The organism is Blattabacterium sp. (Periplaneta americana) str. BPLAN (assembly GCF_000093165.1).
In the GTDB taxonomy this organism is placed as follows: domain Bacteria; phylum Bacteroidota; class Bacteroidia; order Flavobacteriales; family Blattabacteriaceae; genus Blattabacterium.
This window is the reverse complement of sequence record NC_013418.2, coordinates 455,357-480,175: the sequence shown is the minus strand read 5'-3', so window position 1 is coordinate 480,175 and position 24,819 is coordinate 455,357. Positions and strand designations below refer to the sequence as shown.

The 24,819-nt window shown below is 29.3% G+C and carries 21 protein-coding genes and 6 tRNA genes; 19 read left to right on the top strand and 8 right to left on the bottom strand.

Annotated elements, in window-relative coordinates; genetic code table 11:
- Positions 1 to 2 precede the first annotated feature (2 nt).
- The 16 genes from BPLAN_RS02370 to rpoC all read left to right on the top strand — a co-directional run bounded on the left by BPLAN_RS02370 (position 3) and on the right by rpoC (position 13,789).
- On the top strand, positions 3 to 392 hold the full coding sequence (locus BPLAN_RS02370; protein ID WP_012821604.1) for a TraR/DksA C4-type zinc finger protein: 390 nt from the start codon (positions 3 to 5) through the stop codon (positions 390 to 392).
- Between the two features lie 12 nt (positions 393 to 404).
- Positions 405 to 1,049, top strand: coding sequence for a lipoprotein signal peptidase (locus BPLAN_RS02365; RefSeq protein WP_012821603.1), 645 nt, complete (start codon positions 405 to 407; stop codon positions 1,047 to 1,049).
- A gap of 104 nt (positions 1,050 to 1,153) precedes the next feature.
- Positions 1,154 to 1,227, top strand: a tRNA-Thr gene (locus BPLAN_RS02360).
- A gap of 7 nt (positions 1,228 to 1,234) precedes the next feature.
- Positions 1,235 to 1,318: transfer RNA gene (locus BPLAN_RS02355), tRNA-Tyr, on the top strand.
- A gap of 6 nt (positions 1,319 to 1,324) precedes the next feature.
- Positions 1,325 to 1,397, top strand: a tRNA-Gly gene (locus BPLAN_RS02350).
- Between the two features lie 20 nt (positions 1,398 to 1,417).
- A tRNA-Thr gene (locus BPLAN_RS02345) sits at positions 1,418 to 1,489 on the top strand.
- 41 nt (positions 1,490 to 1,530) lie between these two features.
- Complete coding sequence (gene tuf / locus BPLAN_RS02340; protein WP_012821602.1) at positions 1,531 to 2,718, top strand: elongation factor Tu; 1,188 nt, start codon at positions 1,531 to 1,533, stop codon at positions 2,716 to 2,718.
- Positions 2,719 to 2,725: 7 nt separating this feature from the next.
- Positions 2,726 to 2,798, top strand: a tRNA-Trp gene (locus BPLAN_RS02335).
- Between the two features lie 19 nt (positions 2,799 to 2,817).
- Entirely contained in the window at positions 2,818 to 3,006 is a 189-nt protein-coding gene (gene secE, locus BPLAN_RS02330) for a preprotein translocase subunit SecE (protein ID WP_041178283.1), read from the top strand.
- Positions 3,007 to 3,026: 20 nt separating this feature from the next.
- A complete protein-coding gene (nusG, locus tag BPLAN_RS02325) occupies positions 3,027 to 3,575 on the top strand; it encodes a transcription termination/antitermination protein NusG (RefSeq protein ID WP_012821601.1) in 549 nt (182 codons plus the stop codon).
- A 9-nt stretch (positions 3,576 to 3,584) separates the two neighbouring features.
- Positions 3,585 to 4,019, top strand: a complete 435-nt coding sequence (rplK, locus tag BPLAN_RS02320; protein WP_012821600.1) for a 50S ribosomal protein L11 — start codon at positions 3,585 to 3,587, stop codon at positions 4,017 to 4,019.
- A 6-nt stretch (positions 4,020 to 4,025) separates the two neighbouring features.
- Positions 4,026 to 4,724, top strand: a complete 699-nt coding sequence (gene rplA / locus BPLAN_RS02315) for a 50S ribosomal protein L1 (RefSeq protein WP_012821599.1) — start codon at positions 4,026 to 4,028, stop codon at positions 4,722 to 4,724.
- Positions 4,721 to 5,269: a 50S ribosomal protein L10 gene (rplJ, locus tag BPLAN_RS02310; protein WP_012821598.1), complete on the top strand. Its 549-nt coding sequence runs from the start codon at positions 4,721 to 4,723 to the stop codon at positions 5,267 to 5,269. The genes rplA and rplJ overlap by 4 nt, the downstream gene beginning before the upstream one ends.
- 20 nt (positions 5,270 to 5,289) lie before the next feature.
- A complete protein-coding gene (gene rplL / locus BPLAN_RS02305) occupies positions 5,290 to 5,658 on the top strand; it encodes a 50S ribosomal protein L7/L12 (RefSeq protein WP_012821597.1) in 369 nt (122 codons plus the stop codon).
- Between the two features lie 51 nt (positions 5,659 to 5,709).
- The gene (gene rpoB / locus BPLAN_RS02300) at positions 5,710 to 9,528 is read left to right on the top strand and encodes a DNA-directed RNA polymerase subunit beta (RefSeq protein ID WP_012821596.1); all 3,819 of its coding nucleotides are present in this window, start codon (positions 5,710 to 5,712) and stop codon (positions 9,526 to 9,528) included.
- 31 nt (positions 9,529 to 9,559) lie between these two features.
- A complete protein-coding gene (gene rpoC / locus BPLAN_RS02295; RefSeq protein WP_012821595.1) occupies positions 9,560 to 13,789 on the top strand; it encodes a DNA-directed RNA polymerase subunit beta' in 4,230 nt (1,409 codons plus the stop codon).
- Here the strand turns inward: rpoC and glnS are convergent, their stop codons facing one another.
- Positions 13,790 to 15,400 carry a glutamine--tRNA ligase gene (gene glnS, locus BPLAN_RS02290; RefSeq protein ID WP_012821594.1) on the bottom strand — a complete coding sequence of 537 codons (1,611 nt, stop codon included), beginning with the start codon at positions 15,398 to 15,400 and terminating at the stop codon, positions 13,790 to 13,792.
- Between the two features lie 100 nt (positions 15,401 to 15,500).
- Here glnS and BPLAN_RS02285 point away from each other — a divergent pair, with 100 nt between their 5' ends.
- Together BPLAN_RS02285 and BPLAN_RS02280 are read left to right on the top strand one after the other, a co-directional pair.
- Complete coding sequence (locus BPLAN_RS02285; RefSeq protein ID WP_012821593.1) at positions 15,501 to 16,802, top strand: folylpolyglutamate synthase/dihydrofolate synthase family protein; 1,302 nt, start codon at positions 15,501 to 15,503, stop codon at positions 16,800 to 16,802.
- Between the two features lie 29 nt (positions 16,803 to 16,831).
- Positions 16,832 to 16,907 (top strand) — tRNA-Val (locus BPLAN_RS02280).
- Here the strand turns inward: BPLAN_RS02280 and miaA are convergent.
- The 7 genes from miaA to BPLAN_RS02250 form a co-directional block, all read right to left on the bottom strand.
- A complete protein-coding gene (gene miaA, locus BPLAN_RS03215; RefSeq protein WP_012821592.1) occupies positions 16,867 to 17,811 on the bottom strand; it encodes a tRNA (adenosine(37)-N6)-dimethylallyltransferase MiaA in 945 nt (314 codons plus the stop codon). The genes BPLAN_RS02280 and miaA overlap by 41 nt on opposite strands.
- Positions 17,808 to 18,887: a chorismate synthase gene (gene aroC, locus BPLAN_RS02275; RefSeq protein ID WP_012821591.1), complete on the bottom strand. Its 1,080-nt coding sequence runs from the start codon at positions 18,885 to 18,887 to the stop codon at positions 17,808 to 17,810. The genes miaA and aroC overlap by 4 nt, the downstream gene beginning before the upstream one ends.
- A 10-nt stretch (positions 18,888 to 18,897) precedes the next feature.
- A complete protein-coding gene (locus tag BPLAN_RS02270; RefSeq protein ID WP_012821590.1) occupies positions 18,898 to 20,526 on the bottom strand; it encodes a DEAD/DEAH box helicase in 1,629 nt (542 codons plus the stop codon).
- 101 nt (positions 20,527 to 20,627) lie between these two features.
- Positions 20,628 to 21,872, bottom strand: coding sequence for an MATE family efflux transporter (locus tag BPLAN_RS02265; RefSeq protein ID WP_012821589.1), 1,245 nt, complete (start codon positions 21,870 to 21,872; stop codon positions 20,628 to 20,630).
- Between the two features lie 142 nt (positions 21,873 to 22,014).
- Positions 22,015 to 23,118, bottom strand: a complete 1,104-nt coding sequence (gene gcvT / locus BPLAN_RS02260) for a glycine cleavage system aminomethyltransferase GcvT (protein WP_012821588.1) — start codon at positions 23,116 to 23,118, stop codon at positions 22,015 to 22,017.
- On the bottom strand, positions 23,108 to 23,518 hold the full coding sequence (locus BPLAN_RS02255; RefSeq protein WP_012821587.1) for a 6-carboxytetrahydropterin synthase: 411 nt from the start codon (positions 23,516 to 23,518) through the stop codon (positions 23,108 to 23,110). The genes gcvT and BPLAN_RS02255 overlap by 11 nt, the downstream gene beginning before the upstream one ends.
- Before the next feature lie 21 nt (positions 23,519 to 23,539).
- Positions 23,540 to 24,082 (bottom strand): isopentenyl-diphosphate delta-isomerase, encoded by a 543-nt coding sequence (locus tag BPLAN_RS02250; RefSeq protein WP_012821586.1) that lies wholly within the window; start codon positions 24,080 to 24,082, stop codon positions 23,540 to 23,542.
- 302 nt (positions 24,083 to 24,384) lie between these two features.
- Between BPLAN_RS02250 and BPLAN_RS02245 the strand changes: the two genes are divergently transcribed.
- Entirely contained in the window at positions 24,385 to 24,813 is a 429-nt protein-coding gene (locus tag BPLAN_RS02245) for a PaaI family thioesterase (RefSeq protein ID WP_012821585.1), read from the top strand.
- The last annotated feature ends 6 nt before the right edge of the window (positions 24,814 to 24,819 follow it).

Genomic DNA, 24,819 nt, shown 5'->3' with positions numbered 1-24,819 from the left:
AAATGAAAATAAAACAAAGATATTCGATGGAAGAAAGGAATGAGTTTCGGAAACTGATACTTGAAAAACTAGAAAAAGCCAAAAAAGATTTTTTAATCCTTAAAGAATCCTTTGCTAATGATCAAAATAATGGAACAGATGATACTTATCCTACATTTAAAGCTTTTGAAGAAGGATCAGAAACGCTTAGTAAAGAACAAAATGCTCAAATCATAGAACACTTACAAAAATTTATACGAAGTTTGAATGCAGCTTTAATTAGAGTTGAAAACAAAGATTATGGAATTTGTCGCATAACAAAAAAATTGATTCCTAAAGCACGTTTAATGGCCGTTCCACATACTACTTTAAGTATTGAAGGAAAAAGGAAAGTTGAAGAAAAAAAAAAGTAAATTTTTAATTTTTTGAAAAAAATTTTTCTAAGTATTTCCTCTATTTTATTAACAGATCAAATTTTAAAAATTTATGTAAAAACTCATTTTGAATTGGGGAGTGGAGTGTCTATTTTTTCATTTTTTTGGATTTTTTTTGTAGAAAATCCTGGAATGGCCTATGGGATTTATCTCGCTCCTGGATATTTTGGAAAAATTCTTTTAAGTATTTTTCGTATCATTCTAGTTTTTTTTCTGTCTGTTTTCCTTTATAAAAAAATCAAAAAAAAATCTTCTAATTATTTGATAATTCCTACCACTTTTATTTTATCGGGAGCTATAGGAAATTTTTTAGATAGCGCCTTATATGGATTTTTATTTGATACAGGGACTGTTTATGATAGAGAATCTCATAAATGGATTTCTTATGCAGGGATATCTAAAATAAATCTTCATTTATCAAATAATGGATATGCAAATTTCATGGAAGGATGCGTAGTAGACATGTTTTATTTTCCTATAATAGATACTTATATCCCTGCTTGGATTCCATTTTTTGGAGGATCTCATTTTCATTTTTTTAAGCCAGTTTTCAATTTTTCCGATTTTGTAATATTTCTCGGAGTTATTTTATTGTTTATTTTCAAAAATAAAATCAAACATGTAAAAATTTTTTGAGACTCATTATTTTTTTGAGAATTATAAAAATCTCTATAGATTTGTACCTACCTGATTTCCATAGTTAGTGAATAATTATTTAATTCTATGATAAAATAAAAGCAGCCGGTGTAGCTCAGATGGCAAGAGCACGTGATTTGTAATCTCGGGGTCGTGGGTTCGAATCCCTCCACCGGCTTTATTTTGGGGAGATACTCAAGTTTGGTTAACGAGGACAGACTGTAAATCTGTTGGCTTTGCCTTCGCAGGTTCGAATCCTGCTCTCCCCATATTAGGCGGAAGTAGCTCAGTTGGCAGAGCATCAGCCTTCCAAGTTGAATGTCGCGGGTTCGAATCCCGTCTTCCGCTCTACTTAATTATGAATGAAGGCCAATGTAGCTCAGAGGTAGAGCGCTTCCTTGGTAAGGAAGAGGTCACGGGTTCAAGTCCCGCCGTTGGCTTTTTCTTGAATCAAAAATTATTAAAAATTTTAGAAACTATCATGGCAAAAGAAAAATTTAAACGTGACAAACCACATTTAAATATAGGTACAACTGGTCACGTAGATCATGGAAAAACAACTTTAACAGCTGCCATTACAAAAGTATTATCAGAAATAGGATTGGCAGAGGAGAAAAGCTTTGATGCAATCGATAATGCTCCAGAGGAAAAGGCTAGAGGAATAACTATTAATACTTCTCATGTAGAATATGAAACAGTGAAGAGGCATTATGCCCATGTAGATTGTCCAGGACATGCAGATTATATTAAAAATATGATTACTGGAGCAGCTCAAATGGATGGAGCTATTTTAGTGGTTGCAGCTACAGACGGACCTATGCCTCAAACTAGAGAGCATATTTTATTAGCACGTCAAGTGGGAGTTCCTAAAATAGTTGTTTTTATGAATAAAGTAGATCAAGTAGATGATCCAGAATTATTAGAATTAGTAGAAATGGAAATTCGAGAGTTACTTTCTAAATATGAATATGATGGAGATAATATTCCTATGATTAAAGGATCTGCCTTAGGGGCTTTAAATGGAGAAAAAAAATGGGTAGAAAAGATACAAGAATTAATGAATGTATTAGATGAATATATTCCAGAACCAGTTCGAGAAATGGATAAAGAATTTTTAATGCCTGTAGAAGATGTGTTTACCATTACAGGAAGAGGGACAGTAGCCACTGGTCGTATCGAAAGTGGAATCATTAATACAGGAGATTTAGTTGATATTATTGGAATGGCAAAAGAAAAATTATCGTCTACCGTAACAGGAGTAGAAATGTTTCGTAAAATTTTGGATAAAGGTCAAGCTGGAGATAATGTAGGACTTTTATTGCGTGGAATAGAAAAAAAAGATATCCGACGCGGAATGGTTATTGGAAAACCAGGATCTATAAAACCTCATAAGAAATTTAAAGCGGAAGTATATATTCTTACAAAAGAGGAGGGAGGTAGACATACTCCTTTTCATGATAAATATCGTCCACAATTTTATTTGAGAACAACAGATGTTACGGGAGAAATTCATCTGTCTGATGGAATAGAAATGGTGATGCCTGGAGATAATATTTCTATGGAAGTTGATTTACATCAACCGGTAGCTTTAAGTGAAAATTTGCGTTTTGCTATTCGTGAAGGAGGAAAGACTGTTGGAGCAGGACAAGTTACTAAGATTATGGATTAATTAATATACGGATGTAGCTCAGTTGGTAGAGCATCGGTCTCCAAAACCGAATGTCGTAAGTTCGATTCTTACCATCCGTGCGAAAATCGTAGATAGAGCATGAAAAAAAAAAATTTTTTTTTGGAAATTTACGATGAATTTGTTTATTGCATCACCTGGCCCAGGTGGGGAGATTTACAAATCACTACGATAATAGTGTCGTTTTTTTCTATATTTTTATCCCTGTTTCTATATGGAGTGGATGGTTTTTTTATTTTTTTTATTAAAAAATTATTTTCCTTAAAATAAAACATAAAAGTTAAGTATCGATGAGTGATTTGGAAAGAAAATGGTATGTTTTAAAAACCATTAGTGGTCAAGAAAGTAAGGTTAAGTCCTATATTGAAAATGAAATTAGAGATAATGGGTTTCAAGAATATATAGGGAAGGTTTTAGTCCCCATTGAAAAAGTTATCCAAATGAGAAAAGGAAAAAAAATTCATAGGGAAAAAGTGCACTATCCAGGATATGTTATGATAGAAGCCCATCTTGAGGGAGAGGCCGTTCATGCTATTAAAAATGTTCCTGGTGTGATAAATTTTTTAAGTGAAGGAAAAGGAGGTTCTGCAATTCCTATGAGAAAAGAAGAGGTTAATAAAATGTTAGGAAAGATAGATCAATTATCCGAAAATTATGAAAATTTTAGCATTCCTTTTGTAGTTGGAGAAACTATAAAAGTAATAGATGGCCCTTTTAGTGGTTTTAATGGAACTATTGAAAAAATTAATGAAGAAAAAAGAAAACTGGAATTAGCAGTTTTGATTTTTGGGAGAAAAACCCCCTTGGAATTGAATTTTACACAAATAGAGAAAATTTAGAATAGAATAATGGTTAGTCAAAAAAAAATAGTAAAAAAAATAAAAATCCAAAAAATCAATGGAGGAAATGCTAACCCAGCACCTCCTATTGGTCCTATTTTAGGAAGTTCAGGAGTGAATATTATGGAATTCTGTAAACAATATAATTCTAGGACTCAAAAATGGAAGGGAGAGATATGTCCAGTGATTATTACTATATATGAAGATAAATCTTTTTCTTTTCTAATTAAAAAACCTCCTGTGTCTATTCAGTTAATGAATTTTATAAAAGCAGAAAAAGGATCCAGAGAACCAAATCGTTCTAAAATTGGAAAAGTTAGTTTGGATCAAATTAGAATGATTGCGAGAAATAAAATGGAAGATATGAATTGTTTTTCCATAGATTCTGCTATATCTATGATTTCTGGAACTGCACGTTCTATGGGAATAGAAATCGATAAATAAATACTCATGTCAAAAAAGTTAACTAAAAATAGAAAAAAAATTCTGGAAAAAATTAATAAAAATAAGAAATATTCTTTAGAGGAAGCATCTATTCTTCTTAAAGAAATATCTTTTGTTAAATTTGACGCTTCAGTGGATATTTCTGTTCATCTGAATATAGATACACGTAATCCAAATCAAATGGTACGGGGAACTGTTCGATTGCCACATGGAACAGGAAGAAATGTTTGTATTTTAGCTCTAGTTACAAAAAATAAAGAATTGGAAGCTAAAGAAGCTGGGGCAGATTATGTAGGATTGAATTATCTAGAAAAAATTAAATCTGGATGGCTGGATATTGACGTTATTGTAGCTATGCCGTCTGTTATGGATCAATTGAGTTCTGTAGGAAAAATATTAGGACCAAGGGGTCTAATGCCAAATCCTCAAATGGATACAGTTTCTATGAATCCAGTAAATTCTATTAAGGAAATTAAATCTGGAAAGATTTCGTTTAAAACGGATCGTTATGGAATTATTCATGCTTCTATCGGAAGGGCATCTTTTAATTCTCAATATATATCAAATAATGTAAAAGCAATTATGAATAAAATTACTCGGAGTAAACCTTCTTCTTCTAAAGGATCTTATATAAAAAGTATTTATTTATCGACTTCTATGAGTAGTAGTATTTTAGTAGATTCTAAAAGTTTTATAAACAAATGAAGAAAGAAAAAAAAGGAACAGAATTATCAAAATTAATTTCTATATTATCGGATAATGATACAATATATTTAATTGATGTATCCGATTTAAATTCTAATCAAATTTCTCTTTTAAGAAAGAATTTTTATGAATATAATATTCAAATGAGAGTAGTCAAAAATACTTTATTGAAAAAAGCTTTAGAAAATATCAAAAATAAAAAATTAGATTCTTTTTTTTCTATTTTAAATGGGAATACTTCTGTTTTAGCTTGCAATTCAGATTTAGGAAATATTCCATCAAAAATTATAAAAAATTTTCATGTTTCAGAAAAAATAGAAAAACCTTATTTAAAAGGAGCATATATAGAAGAATCTTTTTATTTTGGAAATAAAGATTTAGATGTATTAATTAATATTAAATCTAAAAAAGATCTCATAATAGATATTTTAAAAATTCTTCAATCCCCTATTGAACAGGTTATTTTATCCATAAAATATGGAGAAAATCAGATTTTTAGAATTCTAAAGACGTTATCCATATCTAAAAATAAACGTGTTTTCTAACAATTAAAAAAAATAATAAAATGATAAAAAAGCTAGCAGAACAATTGGTTAATTTAACTGTTCAACAAGTTAATGAATTATCTAATCTCTTAAAAAATGAGTATGGGATTGAACCATCTGATACTTTAGTGGTTGATTCTTCAAAAAAGAAGGAAGAATCTTCAGAAAAAGAAGAAAAAAATATTTTTAACTTAATCTTAAAATCATCAGGAAATTCTAAATTATCTGTGGTGAAATTAGTTAAAGAAATCACTGGAAAAGGACTCAAAGAGTCTAAGGAATTAGTAGATAATGTTCCAAACGTTATTAAAGAATCTATTGATAAAAAAGAAGCAGAAGAATTAAAAAAGAAATTAGAAGAAATAGGAGCTGAAGTTGAATTGAAATGATAAATCAAGATTTATTTTTTTGTTTTTAAGTTAAAATTACTGTTAGATTTGGTGAACACAGAAAATGTCTCAGAAAGAATAACTTTTGCCTCAGTGGCAAAACAAGTAGAGTATCCTGACTTTTTGGATATTCAAATAAAATCATTTAAAGAATTTTTTCAATTAGATACAAAACCAGAAAATAGAAAAAATGAAGGTTTATTTAAAGCTTTTACAGAGAATTTTCCTATTTCTGATGCGAGGAATTCCTTCGTTTTAGAATTCAAAGGATACTCTATCGATACTCCCAGATATTCTATAGAAGAATGCATTGAAAGGGGATTAACTTATAGTGTTCCTTTAAAAGCAAAATTAAAATTATATTGTACAGACCCCGAACATGAGGATTTTGAGACTGTATATCAAGATGTCTATTTAGGGACTTATCCGTATATGACTCCTTCTGGTTCTTTTATATTCAATGGAGCAGAACGTGTGATAGTCTCTCAATTGCATCGTTCTCCTGGAGTATTTTTTGGACAATCTCATCATGCTAATGGAACGAAGTTATATTCCGCAAGAATAATTCCTTTTAAAGGATCTTGGATTGAATTTGCTACGGATATAAACAATGTAATGTATGCCTATATAGACAGAAAAAAAAAATTACCCATGACTACTTTACTTCGTGCTATTGGATATGAAAGAGATAAAGATATATTAGAAATATTTGATTTAGCAGAAGAAGTAAAAATAACAGAAACAGAAGACACAAAATCTATTTTATCAAGATCTTTGGCAGCTAGAATATTGAATATTTGGCATGAAGATTTTGTAGATGAAGATACAGGAGAGGTGATTTCTGTAGAGAAAAATGAAGTTTTGATAGATAGAGATGTCTCCATAACACAAGAGCATATTGATTTGATGATCCAACATGAGATAAAAACAATTTTATTGCATAAAAAGGAAGGAAAGAAGAAAGATTATTCTATCATTTATAACACTTTGCAAAAAGATCCCACTAATTCTGAAAAAGAGGCTGTAGAATATATATATAGACAGCTTAGAAATACAGAACCTCCAGATGAAGAAACGGCTAGAGGAGTTATAGATAAGCTTTTTTTTTCTGATACTAGATACAGTTTAGGACCTGTGGGGAGGTATCGTTTGAATAAACGTCTTGGATTAAATATTAATCCGGATTATCTAGTTTTAACTAAAGAAGATATTATTGCTATAGTTGAACATTTGAATGCATTATTCAATTCTAAAAGAGAAGTGGATGATATCGATCATTTATCTAATAGACGTGTAAGAACTGTAGGAGAACAGCTTTATGCCCAATTTAGTATCGGTTTGGCAAGAATGGCTAGAACAATAAGAGAACGGATGAATGTTCGGGATAATGAAGTTTTTATGCCGGTAGATCTTATTAATGCAAAAACTTTATCTTCCGTTATAAATACTTTTTTTGGAACTAATCAATTATCCCAATTTATGGATCAGACAAATCCATTATCTGAACTTACTCATAAGAGAAGATTGTCTGCTTTAGGTCCTGGAGGGTTATCCAGAGAAAGGGCTGGATTTGAGGTGAGAGACGTAAATTATTCTCATTATGGAAGATTATGTCCCATTGAAACTCCAGAAGGTCCAAATATTGGTTTAATTTCTTCTCTTTCTGTTTTTGCAAAGATTAATGATATGGGGTTTGTAGAAACTCCTTATCAATCTATTCATGATGGAAAAGTAGATTTAAAATCTAAGGTTAAATATTTAAGTGCAGAAGAAGAAGAAGGAAAAATCATAGCACAAGCTAATGCAATAGATCAATATGGAAATTTTATTTCTGATAGAATCATAGCTCGTGAAGATGGAGATTTTCCTATAGTCACTCCAAAAAAAGTGGATTATATAGATGTAGCTCCTAATCAAATCGCTTCTATATCTGCTTCTTTAATTCCTTTTTTGGAACATGATGATGCGAATAGAGCTCTCATGGGTTCTAATATGATGCGTCAAGCTGTTCCCCTATTAAAACCTGAAGCCCCAATTGTAGGAACTGGATTAGAAAAACAGGTAGCCAGAGATTCTCGTATTTTAATTAATGCAGAAAGCAATGGATTAGTGGAATATCTTGATGCAAGAAAAATAATTATACGTTATGAAAAAACGGAAAGAGAAGCTTTGGTCAGTTTTGAACCTAAAGTGAAAACTTATGATTTGATTAAATTTAGAAAAACTAATCAAAATACATGTATTACTTTAAAACCTATTGTTAAGATGGGAATGAAAGTAGTAAAAGGACAGATTTTATGTGAAGGATATGCTACTGAAAATGGAGAATTAGCTTTAGGAAGAAATTTAAGAGCTGCTTTTATTCCATGTAATGGGTATAATTTTGAAGATGCCGTTTTAATTTCAGAAAAAGTAGTAAGTGAAGATTGGTTTACTTCTATACATATAGATGAGTATTCTCTAGATGTACGTGACACAAAATTAGGAATGGAAGAATTAACAAATGATATTCCAAATGTTAGTGAAGAAGCTACTAAAGATTTGGATGAGAATGGAATTATACGAGTAGGTGCGGAAGTAAGACCTGGTGATATTTTGATTGGAAAAATCACCCCTAAAGGAGAATCTGATCCTACTCCAGAAGAAAAATTATTGAGAGCTATTTTTGGAGATAAAGCTGGAAATGTAAAAGATGCTTCTTTAAGAGCAGAACCTTCTTTATTTGGAGTGGTGATAGATACGAAATTATTTACTCGTAGTATAAAAGATAAAAAATCTAGAGTTCAGGATAAAATACAGCTAGAGCGCATAGAAAAAAAATATGAGAAGAAATTTTCTGATTTAAGAAATCAATTATTGCAAAAATTGCATACCGTTTTACATGGAAAAATTTCTAAGAAAATTATTATTAATGAAAAAAAACAGGAAATTATAGAAGAAGGAACTAAATTCACTGCGAAATTACTTAATAAAATATCTGATTATATAGAAATTACTCCGGGAGATTGGACTTTTGATGTAGAAACTAATAATCTTGTATCGGAAATACTGCATAATTATCAAATTTCTGTTAATGATTTAAATAGTATGTTGAAACACAAAAAATTTTCTATTACAGTTGGAGATGAATTGCCTTCTGGGATTATTAAAATGGCTAAAGTTTATATTGCAAAAAAAAGAAAATTGAAAGTTGGAGATAAAATGGCTGGTAGACATGGAAATAAAGGAGTAGTGGCTCGTATTCTTCGCGAGGAAGATATGCCTTTTTTAGAAGACGGAAGTCCTGTAGATATAGTTTTAAATCCATTAGGAGTTCCCTCTAGAATGAATATTGGACAAATATATGAGACTGTATTAGGTTGGGCTGGTTACAAGTTAAATATTAAATTTTCAACTCCTATATTTGATGGAGCTACTATAGAAAAAATATCTGAATTTACAGATAAAGCTAATATTCCTCGTTTCGGAACTACTTATTTGTTTGATGGAGGGACAGGAGAGAGATTTGATCAACCAGCAACAGTAGGGGTAATATACATGTTAAAACTAGGTCATATGGTTGATGATAAAATGCATGCTCGTTCTATAGGTCCATATTCTCTTATCACCCAACAACCTCTAGGAGGAAAGGCTCAGTTTGGAGGACAGCGTTTTGGAGAAATGGAAGTTTGGGCTTTAGAAGCTTTTGGAGCTTCTAATATTTTGCGTGAAATATTAACTGTTAAATCTGATGATGTAACAGGAAGAGCTAAAACTTATGAATCTATAGTGAAAGGGGACCCCATGCCTGAACCCAATAATCCAGAATCTTTTAATGTTTTATGTTATGAATTAAAAGGACTTGGACTGGATATTAATTTAGAAGAATGAAAGTTTTCAGTTTCTTATACTTTATGAAAGAATGAATAGAAAAAAAAATAACAAATTTAATAAAATTACTATTCGATTAGCTTCTCCAGAATCTATATTGAAAGAATCTCATGGAGAGGTTTTAAAACCGGAAACTATCAATTATAGAACTCATAAACCAGAAAGGGATGGTCTTTTTTGTGAACGAATTTTCGGTCCAGTTAAGGATTATGAATGTGCTTGTGGAAAATATAAACGAATCCGTTACAAAGGAATTGTTTGTGATAGATGTGGAGTAGAAGTAACCGAGAAAAAGGTAAGAAGAGAACGCATGGGGCATATTAATTTGGTGGTTCCCGTGGTTCATATTTGGTGTTTTCGTTCTTCCCCTAATAAAATAGGTTATTTATTAGGATTACCATCTAAAAAGCTTGAGATGATTATTTATTATGAAAGATATGTGGTAATTCAGGGAGGGGAGGCTACTCGTTCAGATGGTTCCTTTTTTCAAAAAGGCGATTTTCTTACAGAGGAAGAGTATTTATATGTTTTAAATAAACTCCCAAAAGGAAATTTTTATTTAGAAGATACGGATTCTAAAAAATTTATAGCTAAGATGGGGGGTGAGTGTATAGAAGATCTTTTGAATCGTTTAGATTTAGATAAATTATCTCTTGATTTGAGAAATCAAGCTCATAATGAAACTTCTAAACAAAGAAGGATTGAAGCTTTAAAACGTTTACAAGTAGTAGAATCTTTTAGAGAGGGAAAAAAGAATGGCGGAAATGTTTCTTGGATGATTATTCATATTTTAGCTGTTATTCCTCCTGAATTACGTCCTCTTGTTCCTCTAGATGGAGGTCGTTATGCGGCTTCTGATATGACGGATTTATATCGTCGTGTTCTTATAAGAAACAATCGTTTAAAAAGGCTTATAGAAATTAAGGCTCCTGAAGTTATTTTACGAAATGAGAAAAGGATGCTTCAAGAAGCTGTAGATTCTCTTTTTGACAATTCCAGGAAAGTATCCGCAGTGAAATCTGAGGCGAATCGTCCTTTAAAATCCTTATCTGATTCTTTAAAAGGAAAACAAGGTCGTTTCAGACAAAATCTTCTTGGAAAGAGAGTAGATTATTCTGCTCGCTCAGTTATTGTAGTAGGGCCTCATTTAAAATTACAGGAGTGTGGACTTCCTAAAGATATGGCCGCTGAACTTTATAAACCTTTTATTATACGAAAGTTAATTGAAAGAGGGATTGTAAAAACTGTAAAATCTGCTAAAAGAATTATAGACAAAAGAGATCCCATGATTTGGGATATTTTAGAGAATGTCTTAAAAGGACATCCTGTTTTGTTGAATAGAGCACCAACTTTACATAGATTAGGAATTCAAGCTTTTCAGCCAAAATTGATAGAGGGAAAAGCAATTCAATTACATCCTTTGGTTTGTGCTGCTTTTAACGCAGATTTTGATGGAGATCAAATGGCCGTTCATCTTCCTTTATCTTCTGGAGCTATTTTAGAAGCTCAACTTCTTATGTTAGCTTCTCAGAATATTTTAAATCCTGCCAATGGTTCTCCTATTACTGTTCCATCTCAAGATATGGTATTAGGTTTATATTACATGACTAAACCTTTAGTTACTTCTAGTAAAGTAAAAGGAAAAGGACTTATTTTTTATTCTCCAGAAGAGGTAGAAATAGCATATAATCAAAATGTGGTGGAATTACATGCTCTAATAAAAGTGAAAGTTAGTGTTCGAAAGAAAGAAACTTTGTTTGATCAATTGATAGAAACTACTGTAGGAAGAGTTTTATTTAATCAAGTTGTTCCTAAAAAAGTAGGATTCATTAATGAATCCCTTACAAAAAAATCTTTAAGGGAAATTATTGGAAAAATCTTGCATTTAACAGATGTTCCTACTACTGCAAAATTCTTAGATGACATCAAAGAATTAGGATTTTATAATGCTTTCAAAGGAGGTCTTTCTTTTGGATTAGGAGATATTATCATTCCAAGTGATAAAAAAAACATGGTAAATTATGCTATAAAACAAGTAGACAATGTGAAAATGAATTATAATATGGGGTTAATAACAAATAACGAACGTTATAACCAAGTTATTGATATATGGACAAATACAAATGCTATGTTAACAGAAAAAGTAATGAAGCAGATGCGTGAAGATAGACATGGTTTTAATCCCGTATATATGATGTTAGATTCTGGAGCAAGAGGATCCAAGGAACAAATTCGTCAGCTTTCTGGAATGCGCGGATTAATGGCTAAACCTCAAAAAGCAGGATCTTCTGGTGGAGAAATTATTGAAAATCCTATTTTGTCTAATTTTAGAGAAGGACTTTCTATTTTAGAGTATTTTATATCTACTCATGGAGCTCGTAAGGGATTGGCTGATACAGCATTGAAAACGGCAGATGCTGGATATTTGACAAGACGTCTAGTAGATGCTGCTCAAGATGTAATTATAAAAATGGAAGATTGTAACACGTTACGTGGTTTAGAAATATCAGCATTGAAAAAAAACGAAGAAGTAGTTGAAACTTTATTTGATAGAATTTTGGGACGTATATCTTTAAATGATCTTTTTCATCCAAAAAACAATGAATTAATAGTTGATTCTGGAGAAATGATTGATGAAAGAATTGCAGATTTAATTGAAAAATCTGGAATAGAGTTCGTGGAAGTACGTTCTCCTCTTACTTGTGAAGCTAAAATGGGTATTTGTTCTAAATGTTATGGACGTAATCTGTCTACAGGAAAAATAGTTCAAAAAGGAGAAGCTGTAGGAGTTATCGCCGCACAATCCATTGGAGAACCGGGAACCCAATTAACTTTACGTACTTTTCATGTTGGAGGAACAGCTGGAAATATCACAGAATCTTCACAGATACGAACAAAATATGATGGAATTATAGAATTTGAGGATTTAAAAATTGTTCAAATTAAAAATGATTATGGAGAAAAAGTTGGAGTGGTAGTTTCTCGTTCTACAGAAATGAAACTATTTAATAAAAATAAGTCATCTGTTTTAATGATTAATAATATTCCTTATGGAGCTACTTTATATGTTAAACATGGGGATGAGTTAAAAGAAGGAGATCTAATTTGCCAGTGGGATCTGTATAATGCCGTTATTGTTGCAGAGTATACTGGAAAAATTTCTTATCAACATTTAGAACAGGGGGTGACCTTTCAAGTGGAAATAGATGAGCAAACTGGATTTCAAGAAAAAGTTATTACAGAAGTAAGAAATAAAAATTTAATACCTACATTAAAAATTTTGGATGAAAATGATGAAGAATTGAAGATTTACAATTTACCAGTAGGTGCTCATTTAATGGTAGAAGATCAAGAGAAAATAAAAGTAGGAAAAATTTTGGTTAAAGTTCCCAGGAGGTCCGCTAAGTCTGGAGATATTACAGGAGGATTGCCTCGTTTATCTGAATTATTTGAAGCTCGTAATCCTTCTAATCCGGCTGTAGTATCAGAAATGGATGGAATAGTCAGTCATGGAAAAATAAAAAGAGGAAATAGAGAAATTATAGTAGAATCTAAAACAGGGGAAATTAGAAAGTATTTAGTAAAACTTTCTAATCAAATTCTAGTTCAAGAGAATGATTATGTAAAAGCAGGAATGCCTTTATCCGATGGAGCAGTTACTCCGAATGATATTTTAAATATAAGGGGACCAAGAGCTGTTCAAGAATATTTGGTAAAAGAAATACAAGAAGTATATCGTTTGCAAGGTGTTAAAATTAACGATAAGCATTTTGAAGTAATTGTTTTGCAAATGATGCGTAAAGTAGAAGTGATTGAAGTAGGAGATACTAAATTTTTAGAAGGAAATATTGAATATAAGGATGATTTCATAGAAGAAAATGATAGAATTTTTCAAATGAAAGTAGTTGAAAATCCTGGAGATTCTTCAAATTTTAAATCTGGAGATTTGATTAGTTATAGAGATTTTCGGAATGAAAATGCTGTTTTAAAATATAAGAATAAGAAATTGATGAAAACTAGAAATGCTATACCAGCTACTGCAAGACCTATATTACAAGGGATAACCAAAGCAGCTTTGCAGACTAAATCTTTTATATCTGCAGCTTCTTTTCAAGAAACAACTAAAGTTTTAAGTGAAGCAGCTATAAGTAGTAAGACTGATCATTTATATGGATTAAAGGAAAATGTAATTGTAGGACATAAAATACCTGCAGGAACTGGATTAAGAGAATATGAAAATCCGGATGTAGAAATTTTGTAATTACTTTTTATTTATTTTTTTCCATTGATCTTTAAGAGAAGCGGTTTTATGAAAAATTAGTTCTTCTTTATTATTATTTAGATTGATATCTGCATAGAAATATCCAATTCTTTGGAATTGAAAGCGATCTCCTCTTTTAGCTTTTTGTAAGGAAGGTTCTGCATAGGCTACAATCTTTTCTATAGATTTTGAATTTATGTGTTCTTTAAAATTTTCTTTATCTGGATTTTTTATTGAAAAAAGGGGGTAATATAAATATATCTTTATAGGAATAGAATGTTTTATAGAAACCCAGTGTAAGGTAGTTTTTACTCTTTTTTTATCTTCATTTTTTACCAATTTTCCAGATTGACTTGTTGGGTCATAAGTACAATGTATTTCTTTTATTTTTCCATTAGAATCTTTTACTACAAAATTTGCTTTAATGATATAAGCATTTTTAAGTCTGACTTCATGTCCAATTGAAAGTCTAAAAAATTTTTTTACTTTTTTTTCTAGAAAATCATTTTCCTCAATATATAAAAATTTTGAAAAAGGAATTTTTCTACATCCAAATTTCTGATTTTCTGGATTATTGTCTGTTTCTAGCCATTCAGTAGAATTTATAGAATAATTATCAATGACTAATTTTATTGGTTTTAACACCACCATTACTCTAGGAGAAATTTTATTCAAATGTTCTCTAATTCTAAATTCTAAAAGAGAGGTGTCAATAAGATTTTTTCTTTTTGTTATTCCTATTTTTTGAATAAAATTGTTTATAGCTAAAGATGTGTATCCTCTACGACGCAATCCAGATATTGTTAAAATACGTGGATCATCCCATGATGAGATCACATTTTTTTCAATCAAGTATTGTATTTTTCTTTTACTAGTTATGGTATGACTCAAATTTAGTCTTGAAAATTCTATTTGTTTTGGCCTTATTTTATTGCTTTCACAAATTTGATCTAGATACCAATTATATAAGGGACGTCTATTTTCAAATTCCAAAGAGCATAAAGAATGAGATATTTGTTCAAAATAATCACATTGACCATGGGTCCAATCATAAGTAGGATAAATACACCATTCGTTTTTAGTACGAGGGTGTCTTTTTTTCAAAATTCTATACATAATTGGATCTCGCATGTTCATATTTGAAGATTTCATGTTGATCTTAGCTCTTAGAACACATGATTCTTCTTCAAAAAATCCATTCTTCATTTTTTCGAATAAATACAAATTTTCATTCACAGATCTATTACGATATAGACTGTTTATCCCCTCTTCAAAAGGAGTTTTTCTTTGACCTTGTATGATTTCTTTAGATTGGTCGTCTACATAAGCTTTATTCTTTTTAATAAGTTCCACAGCCCATTCATAAAGCTTTTGAAAATAATCCGAAGCATAGCATTCTTTATTCCATTTAAATCCCAAAAATCTGATATCTTCTTTGATAGATTCTATGAATTTTTTTTCTTCTCCAATAGGATTTGTATCATCGAATCTTAAATTGACAGGTGCTTTATACTTTCTTCCTAATTCAAAATTCAGATATATAGCTTTAACATGTCCAATGTGAAGAAACCCATTTGGTTCTGGAGGAAATCGAAATCTTAATTTTTTCAATAGGAAAACCTCTTTTTAAATCTTCTTCTATAATTTTTTCGATAAAGTGTAAATGTGTTTTTATTATTTCAGAGTGTAATAATACTACTCGATAAATTTAATGAATTTTTTGAAAAAAATCTATTTTTGCTATATTATTAAACTTCTATATTTAGTGAATTACTCTGAAACTATTCAATGGATTTTTAACCGTCTTCCCATTTATCAAAAAAAAGGATTAAAATCCTATAAACCTGGTTTGAAAAGAATACAATCTTTTTGCTCTTATTTAGGAAATCCCCAAAATTTTTTTAAAAGCATTCATGTTGGAGGGACTAACGGAAAGGGGTCAACAGTACATATGTTATCTTCTATCTTACAAGAAGAAAGATATAACATAGGTTTATTCACTTCTCCTCATCTAATAGACTTTAGAGAGAGAATCAGCTGTAATGGTATTTTAATAGAAAAAGATTTCATTATCAATTTTATTGCAGAAAATAAGAAAATTATTGAAAAAGAAAAAATGTCATTTTTTGAAATGAATACGGCTTTAGCATTTCAATACTTTAAGGAAAAGAAAGTTCATCTAGCTATTATTGAAGTAGGATTGGGAGGGCGTTTAGATTCCACTAATATTATAAATCCGGAAATTTCCATTATTACTAATATTAGTGAAGATCATACAGAATCATTGGGAAATGATAGATTAAAAATAGCTTTAGAAAAAGCAGGAATTATAAAGAGGAACATATCGGTTATAATTGGGAGCGAGATTTCTAAAGAAATCCAATTTGTTTTTTTTAAAGAAGCCTTAAAAAAAAACGCTCCAATATATTTCTCAAATTATGTAAAAGGTTATTCAAAATATCAAATGCCTTTTGAAGCAGATTATCAAAATTTGAATAGAATTATAGTCTTAAAAACTATAGACATTTTACAAAAAAGAAAAAATATAATAGTTTCTAATGAATCTATAAAGAGCGGATTAAAAAAAGTTATTGAAAATACTAATTTTAAAGGACGTTGGCATATATTACAACGAGATAATCCAAAAATTATTTGTGATATAGCTCATAATGAAGAAGGTGTTTTTATGATCAATAAACAATTGAAAAAAGAATCATATAAAAATTTGCATTTAGTATTAGGTTTCGTAAAAGAAAAAAAGGTAGAAAAATTATTAAGATATTTTCCTCTTGAAGCTTTTTATTACTTTTGTCAACCTAATATAGAAAGAAAATTTTCTATTGAAAATTTGAAAATTTTGGTAAAAAAAATGTTTAAAAATAACCGAAAAATATGTTTTTTCCCTTCTGTAAAGAAAGCTCTTTTATCAGCAAAATCTCAAGCTAAAAAAAAAGATCTAATTTTAATAAGTGGAAGCACTTTTACTGTATCTGAAGCTTTATTGAATTTATAAATTTTTCTTTACATTTGAAGATATTTTTAGGGCAATTAGCTCAGCATGGTTTAGAGCACCTGTTTTACAAGCAGGGGGGCACTGGTTCAAATCCAGTATTGCCCATTTCTACTTTATTCAAAATAAAATAAAATATTTTCTCTTTTTCTTTTGGATGAAACCATGTAATAGAAGGGTCTTTTCGATACCAAGTCAATTGTCTTTTTGCATATCTTCTGGTGTTTTTTTTTATTTCTTCTATTGCTTCATGGAAGGATTGTTTCTTTTTAGATAATAAAAAATCAAAAATTTCTTTGTACCCTATGGTATGCAAGCTATTCAAATGTCTGTAAGGATAATACCTACAAGCTTCTTCTAATAACCCCATTTGAATCATTTTTTCTACTCTCTTATTTATTCGAATATAGATTTCTTCTCTTGGCAAAGTTAATCCAATTTTTAGGGTTGAAAAAAATCTTAAATTTCTCTTCTTAAAAAAGAAAGAAGGATTTTTTCCTGTAGATCTAACTATTTCTAGATATCTTATCAAACGTCTTGGATTATTCCTGTCTATATTGGTAGGGATTGGAGATAATTTTTGAATTTCTTTTTGAAGAAAAAGAATTCCTTTTTTTTTAAAATTATAGATTAGATTATTTCTAATATTCAAATCAATATTCGGAATATCCGACAAACCTTCTGTTATCGATTTTTCATATAATCCAGATCCTCCTACCATAATTAAAATAGAATATTTTTTAAATAATTGTTTCATTTTTTTTAATGAATCTTTCTCAAAACATTTGGCATTATAAGACTGATGAATAGTTAAATGTCCTATAAAATGATGTGGAACTGATTCAAGCTCTTTTATAGTAGGTCGGTAAGACCCTATTTTTAATTCTTGATAAAATTGTCTAGAATCACAAGATAAAATTTCAGTTTTTAATCTCTTTGCTAAAAAAATGGATATAGACGTTTTTCCAACACCAGTTGGACCTAAAATAAAAATTAGAAAATAAGGTTTCAATTCCTTATTGAAGAATATTTAGATAATTTTCTATACATCCAATAATCTGCCAAAACTAAAGCAGTCATAGATTCTACAATGGGAATAGCACGAGGAAGTACACAAGGATCATGCCTCCCCTTTCCTTCCATAAAAATTAGATTTCCTTCTTTATCTATGGTTTTTTGTTTTTGCATTATTGTAGCTACAGGTTTAAATGCTATCCTAAAATAAATATCCATTCCATTTGAGATTCCACCTAAAATCCCTCCGGAAAAGTTTGTTTTAGTGCTTCCGTCACTATTAAATAAATCATTATGTTTCGATCCGGTTAATTCAGATCCAAAAAATCCACTACCATATTCAAAACCTTTTACAGCATTAATAGAAAGCATAGCTTTTGCCAATTCAGCATGTAATTTGTTAAAAACAGGTTCTCCAATTCCTACTGGAACATTTTTTATGACACAGGTTATAGTTCCACCTATGGTATCTCCTTTTTTCTTAATTTTACGGATTAGAGATATCATTTTTTCAGCAGTATATGGATCAGGACACCTGATAGAGTTTTCTTCTATTTTTGATAAGTCCAAATCTTGATAAGGTTTGTTGATGGATATGTTCCCCACGGAAGAAACATAAGATGTAATTTTTATGTCTTTTATTAATTGTTTAGCAATGGATCCAGCTACCACTCTACATATTGTTTCACGTGCAGAAGAACGCCCACCTCCTCTATAATCTCTTATTCCATATTTTTTTTCATAGGTAAAATCTGAGTGAGAAGGACGATATATATTTTGAATATGTCTATAATCATCTGATTGATGATCTTTATTGAAGATAATAAATCCAATAGGAGTTCCTGTAGTTTTATTGTCCAAAATTCCAGAAAGAAAATTTACTTTATCCGGTTCATTTCTTTGAGTAACAATAGAGGATTGACCTGGTCTTCTTCTATTTAATTCATTTTGAATTTCTTCAAGATTCAATTCTATTCCAGCGGGACATCCATCAATAATACCTCCTAAAGCATTTCCATGGCTTTCCCCGAAAGTAGTAACTCTAAATAAATTCCCAAAAATATTACCAGCCATAAATCAAATTTTAATTTTTTATCTCTATAGAAATAGGTCTTCCAAAATGATGGATTCTACTCATTCCTATTAATATTTTTTTTTGATAACGTTTTTCTACTTCAAATAAAGAAAAGTTGGATAAAATTTCTATATTTCCAATATTAATACGTGAATTATTCACTGCTTGATTGATTAGATTAATCAGGCCTAATTTTGTTAAATTGTCTTTATATCCTATATTTAGAAAAAGTTTTGAAAAAGATTCTTTTTTCACTCTCTTTGAGAGAAATTTTTTTTTTGCAGAATAATTTTTTTTGTATGAGAAAATAGAATTGTTTAGATTCTTGGAGTTTTTGTAATAAGAAAAAAAACGATTAAACTCTATCCAAGAGAAACGTTTGATTAATTCTTCTCGATCAAATACCTCCAATCTTTTTTGGATTTCTGGAAGGAATGTTTTCATGGATTGTTCATCCACTACTATTTTTTTGACTTTTTCTATAAAATGAAAGAGTTTTTTTTCACAGACTTCTTCTCCAGAAGGAATCATAATTCTCTCAAAACTTTTTCCTATTTTTTTTTCAAATTCTCGTAGATTTCTAGTTTCTCTAGAATGAATAATACAAACAGAAATTCCCGTATTTCCAGCTCTTCCTGTTCGACCACTCCTATGTACATAAATTTCACTTTCATCTGGAATATTGTAGTTAATGACATGAGTGACATCATTTACATCTATTCCACGAGCCGCTATATCTGTTGCCACAAGGAATTGTAAAATTCGATTTCTAAACCGGTTCATAACGGATTCCCGTTGTGATTGCGAAAGATCTCCATAAAGTGCATCTGCATTATAACCATCTTGTATTAAAGATTCTGCTATTTCTCTAGTTTCTTTTCTAGTCTTGCAAAATATAATTCCATAAATATCTGGATTGATATCTACGATACGTTTTAAAGCAAGATATTTATTTTGATTACTCACTATGTAATAGATATGTCTCACATCATCAGATGCAAAATTTCGTTTTCCTGTAATAATTTCTATAGGATCTATTAAGTAATCATGTGCTATTCCATTCATATATTTAGACATTGTGGCAGAAAATAGCAAACTTTGTCTTTTTTTCGGTAGTTTTATTATAATGGAATCTAATTCTTCTTTAAACCCCATATTCAACATTTCATCCGCCTCGTCAAGTACTAAATATTTTATATCGGATAAATGCAATTTTTTTCTTTCAATTAAATCAATAATTCTACCTGGAGTTCCGACAATAATGTGAGTTCTTTTTTGTAAAGATAGTATTTGATTCTCGATGCTAACCCCTCCATATAATGGGATAATTTTTATTAATGAAATATATCTAGAAAAACGGGAAAGATCACGTGTTATCTGTATACAAAGTTCTCTTGTAGGACATAAAATTAATGCTTGAGGAAAGCGGAATTCTAAATTTATTTTTTGTATGATAGGCAAGCCAAAAGCAGCTGTTTTTCCAGTGCCTGTCTGTGCCAATGCTATTAGATCTTTTCCTGATTTTAACAAATAGGGAATAACTTTTTTTTGTATAGGTGTAGGAGTTTTTATTCCTAGATCTTCTAAAGCTTGAATAATTTTATCGTTTAAAAAATTATAATCTTTGAATGTTTTCATAAACGAATGAAATTAATTAAGAACACTTAATTAAGATTTCCACATTAATACATAATTATACATATTCTAACAAATATAGATATTTAATCTTTAATGAAAATTCAATTATTATTCATTTTTATGAGTTTTTTAGTTATAGTTTCATATCTTATCATCAGTAGCATAGAGGAAATAGTAAGACCTATTCCTAAACCCATCCAAACTCCTTTTCCCCCCATTTTTAGATATATAGAAAAAAACCATGCTATGGGCAATGCTATAATCCAATAAGAAAAAAAACTTATCCACATAGGAATTTTAACATCTTGTATTCCTCTCAAAGCTCCAAGAATTATTCCTTGCAATCCATCAAATAATTGAAAAATGCTAGCAAGGATAATCATCTTTTTTGCTATACGAACGACTTCATGGTCGTTTTTTATATATATATATGGAATATGATTTTTGAATAAGATAAAGAAAAAACTACATACCAGCATAAATGTTATTCCCATAAATATAACAGACCATCCTATTTTTCTTAATTCAGAATAATTTTTTAATGCTAATTGATTTCCTATTCTTACTGTTGCTGCTACAGAAAATCCTGTACTTAGAAGAAAAGTAGAAGAAACAAGACTAATTACTATTTGATGTGCTGCTAATTCTTTGATTCCACATTTTCCAGTGATAAAAGAAGATATAGAAAAAGTACTCATTTCAAATAACATATGTAGTCCAGAAGGAATTCCTATTTTCAAGATTTTTTCAAAATATTCTTTCTTAAAAAAACAATGAAAATGCTTGTAGTAAATACGAACTTTTTTATACTTATATAATAGAAGATAAAGACCTATGAGCATAGTTATACGAGAAATTAAAGTAGCATAAGCTATTCCCTTTATTCCTAAATTTGGAAAACCACAAAATCCGTTAATAAATGAATAATTTAATATTATATTGATAAAAGCCGAAATCCAAGTAATAATCAGGCTAGGAAAAACTAAAGATAATCCTTCGGAAAACTTTCGAAAAACTTCGAAAGCCATCCATGGAATAAAAGATAAAGCTATAATTCTTAAAAAAGATATGGTATCACTTAAAATTTCTCGAGGTTGTCCTAAATATGGAATAACATAGAAAAAAACATGTATAAAAACATACATAAGAATTGACAAAAGAAAATTAAGAATTAGACCATGATAAAAAACCATGGCTCCTTTTTTATATTCATGTTTAGCATCCAAAGATGCTATCAAAGAAGAAATAGAGGTGGAGATTCCAAGTCCAAAAATAATGATAATAAAAAAAATGGCATTGGCTAAAGAAACTGAGGCTAAAGCTTTTTTTCCTAAAAAACCTACCATAATATTATCAGAAAACCCAACACATATGACCCCTAATTGAGTAAAAGAAACAGGAATGGCTAATAAAAAATTTTTTTTAATATGTTGTAAATATGTTATTTCTTATGTTTTTTATGTTAAAATAAGGAAATACGGAATATTTCTATGTTTTTTTTAGAAAGGGGAGTTTTACTATCTGAATAGGAATATTTTTGTTTCTTATTGAAACGAAAATAGAATTTTTGTCTAAATTAAAATTATTTTTTGTTATATATCCTAATCCTATTCCTTTTTTTAAAACTGGAGAATAGACTCCAGAAGTCACTCTTCCAACTGTAAAATTTTTTTCGTCTTTGAATGAATATCCTGATCTAGGTATTTTTCCTTTTTTTCTACAAGAAAAGATATAAACTTTTATAATTCCCTTCTTTTTTTGGTTCCACAATATTTCTCTTCCTATAAATTTTTTATTAAACTTTGTGATCCAAGATAATCCAGCTTCTATAGGTGTTATTTTTTCAGATAAGTCCTGACCATATAAGCGGTATCCCATCTCCAATCTTAAAGAATCTCTACTGGCTATTCCACAAGGTTTTATTTGAAAAGATTCTCCTATTTTTAAAATTTCATTCCAAATATTTTCTGCATATTCATTGCGGATATAAATTTCCACTCCTTTAGATCCAGTATATCCTGTACGAGATATCAAAACATTATCTATTTCTGCAAATTTTCCTATTTCAAAACAATAAAAAGGAATTTTAGACAAAGAAATATTCGTTAATTTTTGAATAGAATACAAAGATTTTGGTCCTTGAATAGCTAGAAGAGAATATTCTTGGGATGAATCTATAAATGTTAAATTTTTATGATTCAAATGGTCGTTTATCCATTTTTTGTTTTTCTCAATATTAGCCGCATTAACTATAAGTAAAAATTTTTCTTCTGAAATTTTGTAAATGACTAAATCATCTATAATTCCTCCTAAGTGATTGATGAAACAAGAGTATTGAGCTTGACCTGTCTTTATATTAGACAGATCATTAGTTGTGAAATATTGTAGAAAGTTATGAGAATTTTTTCCTTTTAAAATAAATTTTCCCATATGACTTACGTCAAAAATTCCAACATTTTTCCTTACAGCCATATGTTCTATTAATGAAGAAACATATTGAAGAGGCATATAAAAACCGGAATAAGAAATCATTTTAGCTCCTAATTTTATATGACTGTTATATAAAGCTGTTTTTTTTACATTATGATCCATCATATTCTACAAAATTATTTTTAGTTTCATACAAAATTATTTTTAAATGTAAGTTAGACGATATTTTTTTTTTTATTCGATTCCATAAGAAAATAACAATATTTTCTGCAGTAGGGTTAATTATCGAGAAATCTTTAATATCGAGATTAATATTTTTGTGATCAAAAAGTTCTTCTATTTCTTCATGAAGAAGATTTTTTAATTTTTGTAAGCTGAAAACAAATCCAGTTTCCGGATTTATTTTTCCTGTAAGACTTACTATATATTCATAATTATGTCCATGATAATTTAAATAAGCGCATTTTCCAAACATTTCAATATTCTTATGATAATCCCATTGAGGATTGTATAGTTTATGTGCGGCACTGAAATATCCTTTTTTACTTATAGTTGCTTTCATACATATAATTTTTTTTTAAATCTAAATTAATTTTTGCAGATAATTTTTAATAATAATTTTTAACCAAATGGTGTAAGAGTTCGGATAAAGTTGAATATCTTTTATTAATTCTTTTAGAGTAATCCATTTCCAATTATCTACTTCTTTAGAATTAATAATAGGAGAATAAGCGTGATATCCTACGAATACGTGATCTAATTCATTTTCTATTAATCCATTATTTAATAATTCATGATAGGTAAAACAAAATTTTTGTTCTAGAAAACAATCAAAACCCATTTCTTCTATTAAACAACGATGTGCAGCTGTCAAAACAGATTCCTGTTTCCGAGGATGACTACAACAGGTATTAGTCCATAAAAGTGAAGAGTGATATTTTTCTGAAGATCTTTTTTGCAACATTAACAATCTATTGTCATCTTTTTTGGATTTTTCATTAAAGACAAAAACAGATACTGCACTGTGTAATAATCCTTTTGTATGAATTTTTTCTTTTTTTTCAAAACCGATAATCTTGTTTTTTTTTCCTATCAAAGGAATAAAATCCTCTTGTTTTCTCGCCATGGTTAATTTTTTAACGGGCAAATGTACGTGTTAGTATGGGAATATGTTTTTTTTTAAACATTTTTTTTCATTTTTGATAATGATCTGGGAAGTCAATAAAAATTCATAATCTAAACTGTAGAGATATAGAAGTTTTTCTATTATCCTTTCTAATGTTTCTTAGCTTACAGAAGCTGTTATATTCTAAGAGGATTAATCTCTTATTTTTACATTTAATTTTTTTGAAATAACTTAAAAAAATCTTGCCTATTCTATTGTTTGTAGGAGGATATGTAAATAATGACGTTAGGAATTTTTGAATTATGGGAAAAAAAAATAAAAAAATATTAAAAGAGTTAAATAGTTTAAGAAAAAATACATTGATGAATACTCTTCAAATAAAATATATCTATTTAGGATTAAATTTTTTAGTGGCAAAAATGCCCGTAAACAAAAAAAAACTACAACCTATAGGTTTTCTTCATGGTGGTGCTACACTAGCTTTAGCTGAAAGTGTTGGAAGTTCTTTGTCTATCATAAATGTAAATAAAAACGTTTTTAATGTTTTTAATATTGAAATTTCAGCCAATCACATACAAAAAGTCATAAAAGGTATAGTCTTCGCGAAAGCAAAGATAATTCATAAAGGAAAAACTATTCATTTCATTCAAATTAGTATTTATAATGAAAAAAATGACAAAATTAGTTATTGCAAAATGACTAACATAATAATTCCCAAAAAAAAACAATAACTATAA

Excerpts from the sequence above, each read along its gene's own strand:
- BPLAN_RS02250 (WP_012821586.1), bottom strand. The coding sequence starts at position 24,082 with ATGGCGAGAAAACAAGAGGATTTTATTCCTTTGATAGGAAAAAAAAAC.
- rpoC (WP_012821595.1), top strand. The coding sequence starts at position 9,560 with ATGAATAGAAAAAAAAATAACAAATTTAATAAAATTACTATTCGATTA.
- tuf (WP_012821602.1), top strand. The coding sequence starts at position 1,531 with ATGGCAAAAGAAAAATTTAAACGTGACAAACCACATTTAAATATAGGT.
- aroC (WP_012821591.1), bottom strand. The coding sequence starts at position 18,887 with ATGGCTGGTAATATTTTTGGGAATTTATTTAGAGTTACTACTTTCGGG.
- BPLAN_RS02270 (WP_012821590.1), bottom strand. The coding sequence starts at position 20,526 with ATGAAAACATTCAAAGATTATAATTTTTTAAACGATAAAATTATTCAA.
- BPLAN_RS02285 (WP_012821593.1), top strand. The coding sequence starts at position 15,501 with ATGAATTTTTTGAAAAAAATCTATTTTTGCTATATTATTAAACTTCTA.
- nusG (WP_012821601.1), top strand. The coding sequence starts at position 3,027 with ATGAGTGATTTGGAAAGAAAATGGTATGTTTTAAAAACCATTAGTGGT.
- BPLAN_RS02245 (WP_012821585.1), top strand. The coding sequence starts at position 24,385 with ATGGGAAAAAAAAATAAAAAAATATTAAAAGAGTTAAATAGTTTAAGA.
- BPLAN_RS02255 (WP_012821587.1), bottom strand. The coding sequence starts at position 23,518 with ATGAAAGCAACTATAAGTAAAAAAGGATATTTCAGTGCCGCACATAAA.
- rplK (WP_012821600.1), top strand. The coding sequence starts at position 3,585 with ATGGTTAGTCAAAAAAAAATAGTAAAAAAAATAAAAATCCAAAAAATC.
- rplL (WP_012821597.1), top strand. The coding sequence starts at position 5,290 with ATGATAAAAAAGCTAGCAGAACAATTGGTTAATTTAACTGTTCAACAA.
- BPLAN_RS02370 (WP_012821604.1), top strand. The coding sequence starts at position 3 with ATGAAAATAAAACAAAGATATTCGATGGAAGAAAGGAATGAGTTTCGG.
- rplA (WP_012821599.1), top strand. The coding sequence starts at position 4,026 with ATGTCAAAAAAGTTAACTAAAAATAGAAAAAAAATTCTGGAAAAAATT.
- secE (WP_041178283.1), top strand. The coding sequence starts at position 2,818 with ATGAAAAAAAAAAATTTTTTTTTGGAAATTTACGATGAATTTGTTTAT.
- BPLAN_RS02265 (WP_012821589.1), bottom strand. The coding sequence starts at position 21,872 with ATGGTAGGTTTTTTAGGAAAAAAAGCTTTAGCCTCAGTTTCTTTAGCC.
- rplJ (WP_012821598.1), top strand. The coding sequence starts at position 4,721 with ATGAAGAAAGAAAAAAAAGGAACAGAATTATCAAAATTAATTTCTATA.
- gcvT (WP_012821588.1), bottom strand. The coding sequence starts at position 23,118 with ATGGATCATAATGTAAAAAAAACAGCTTTATATAACAGTCATATAAAA.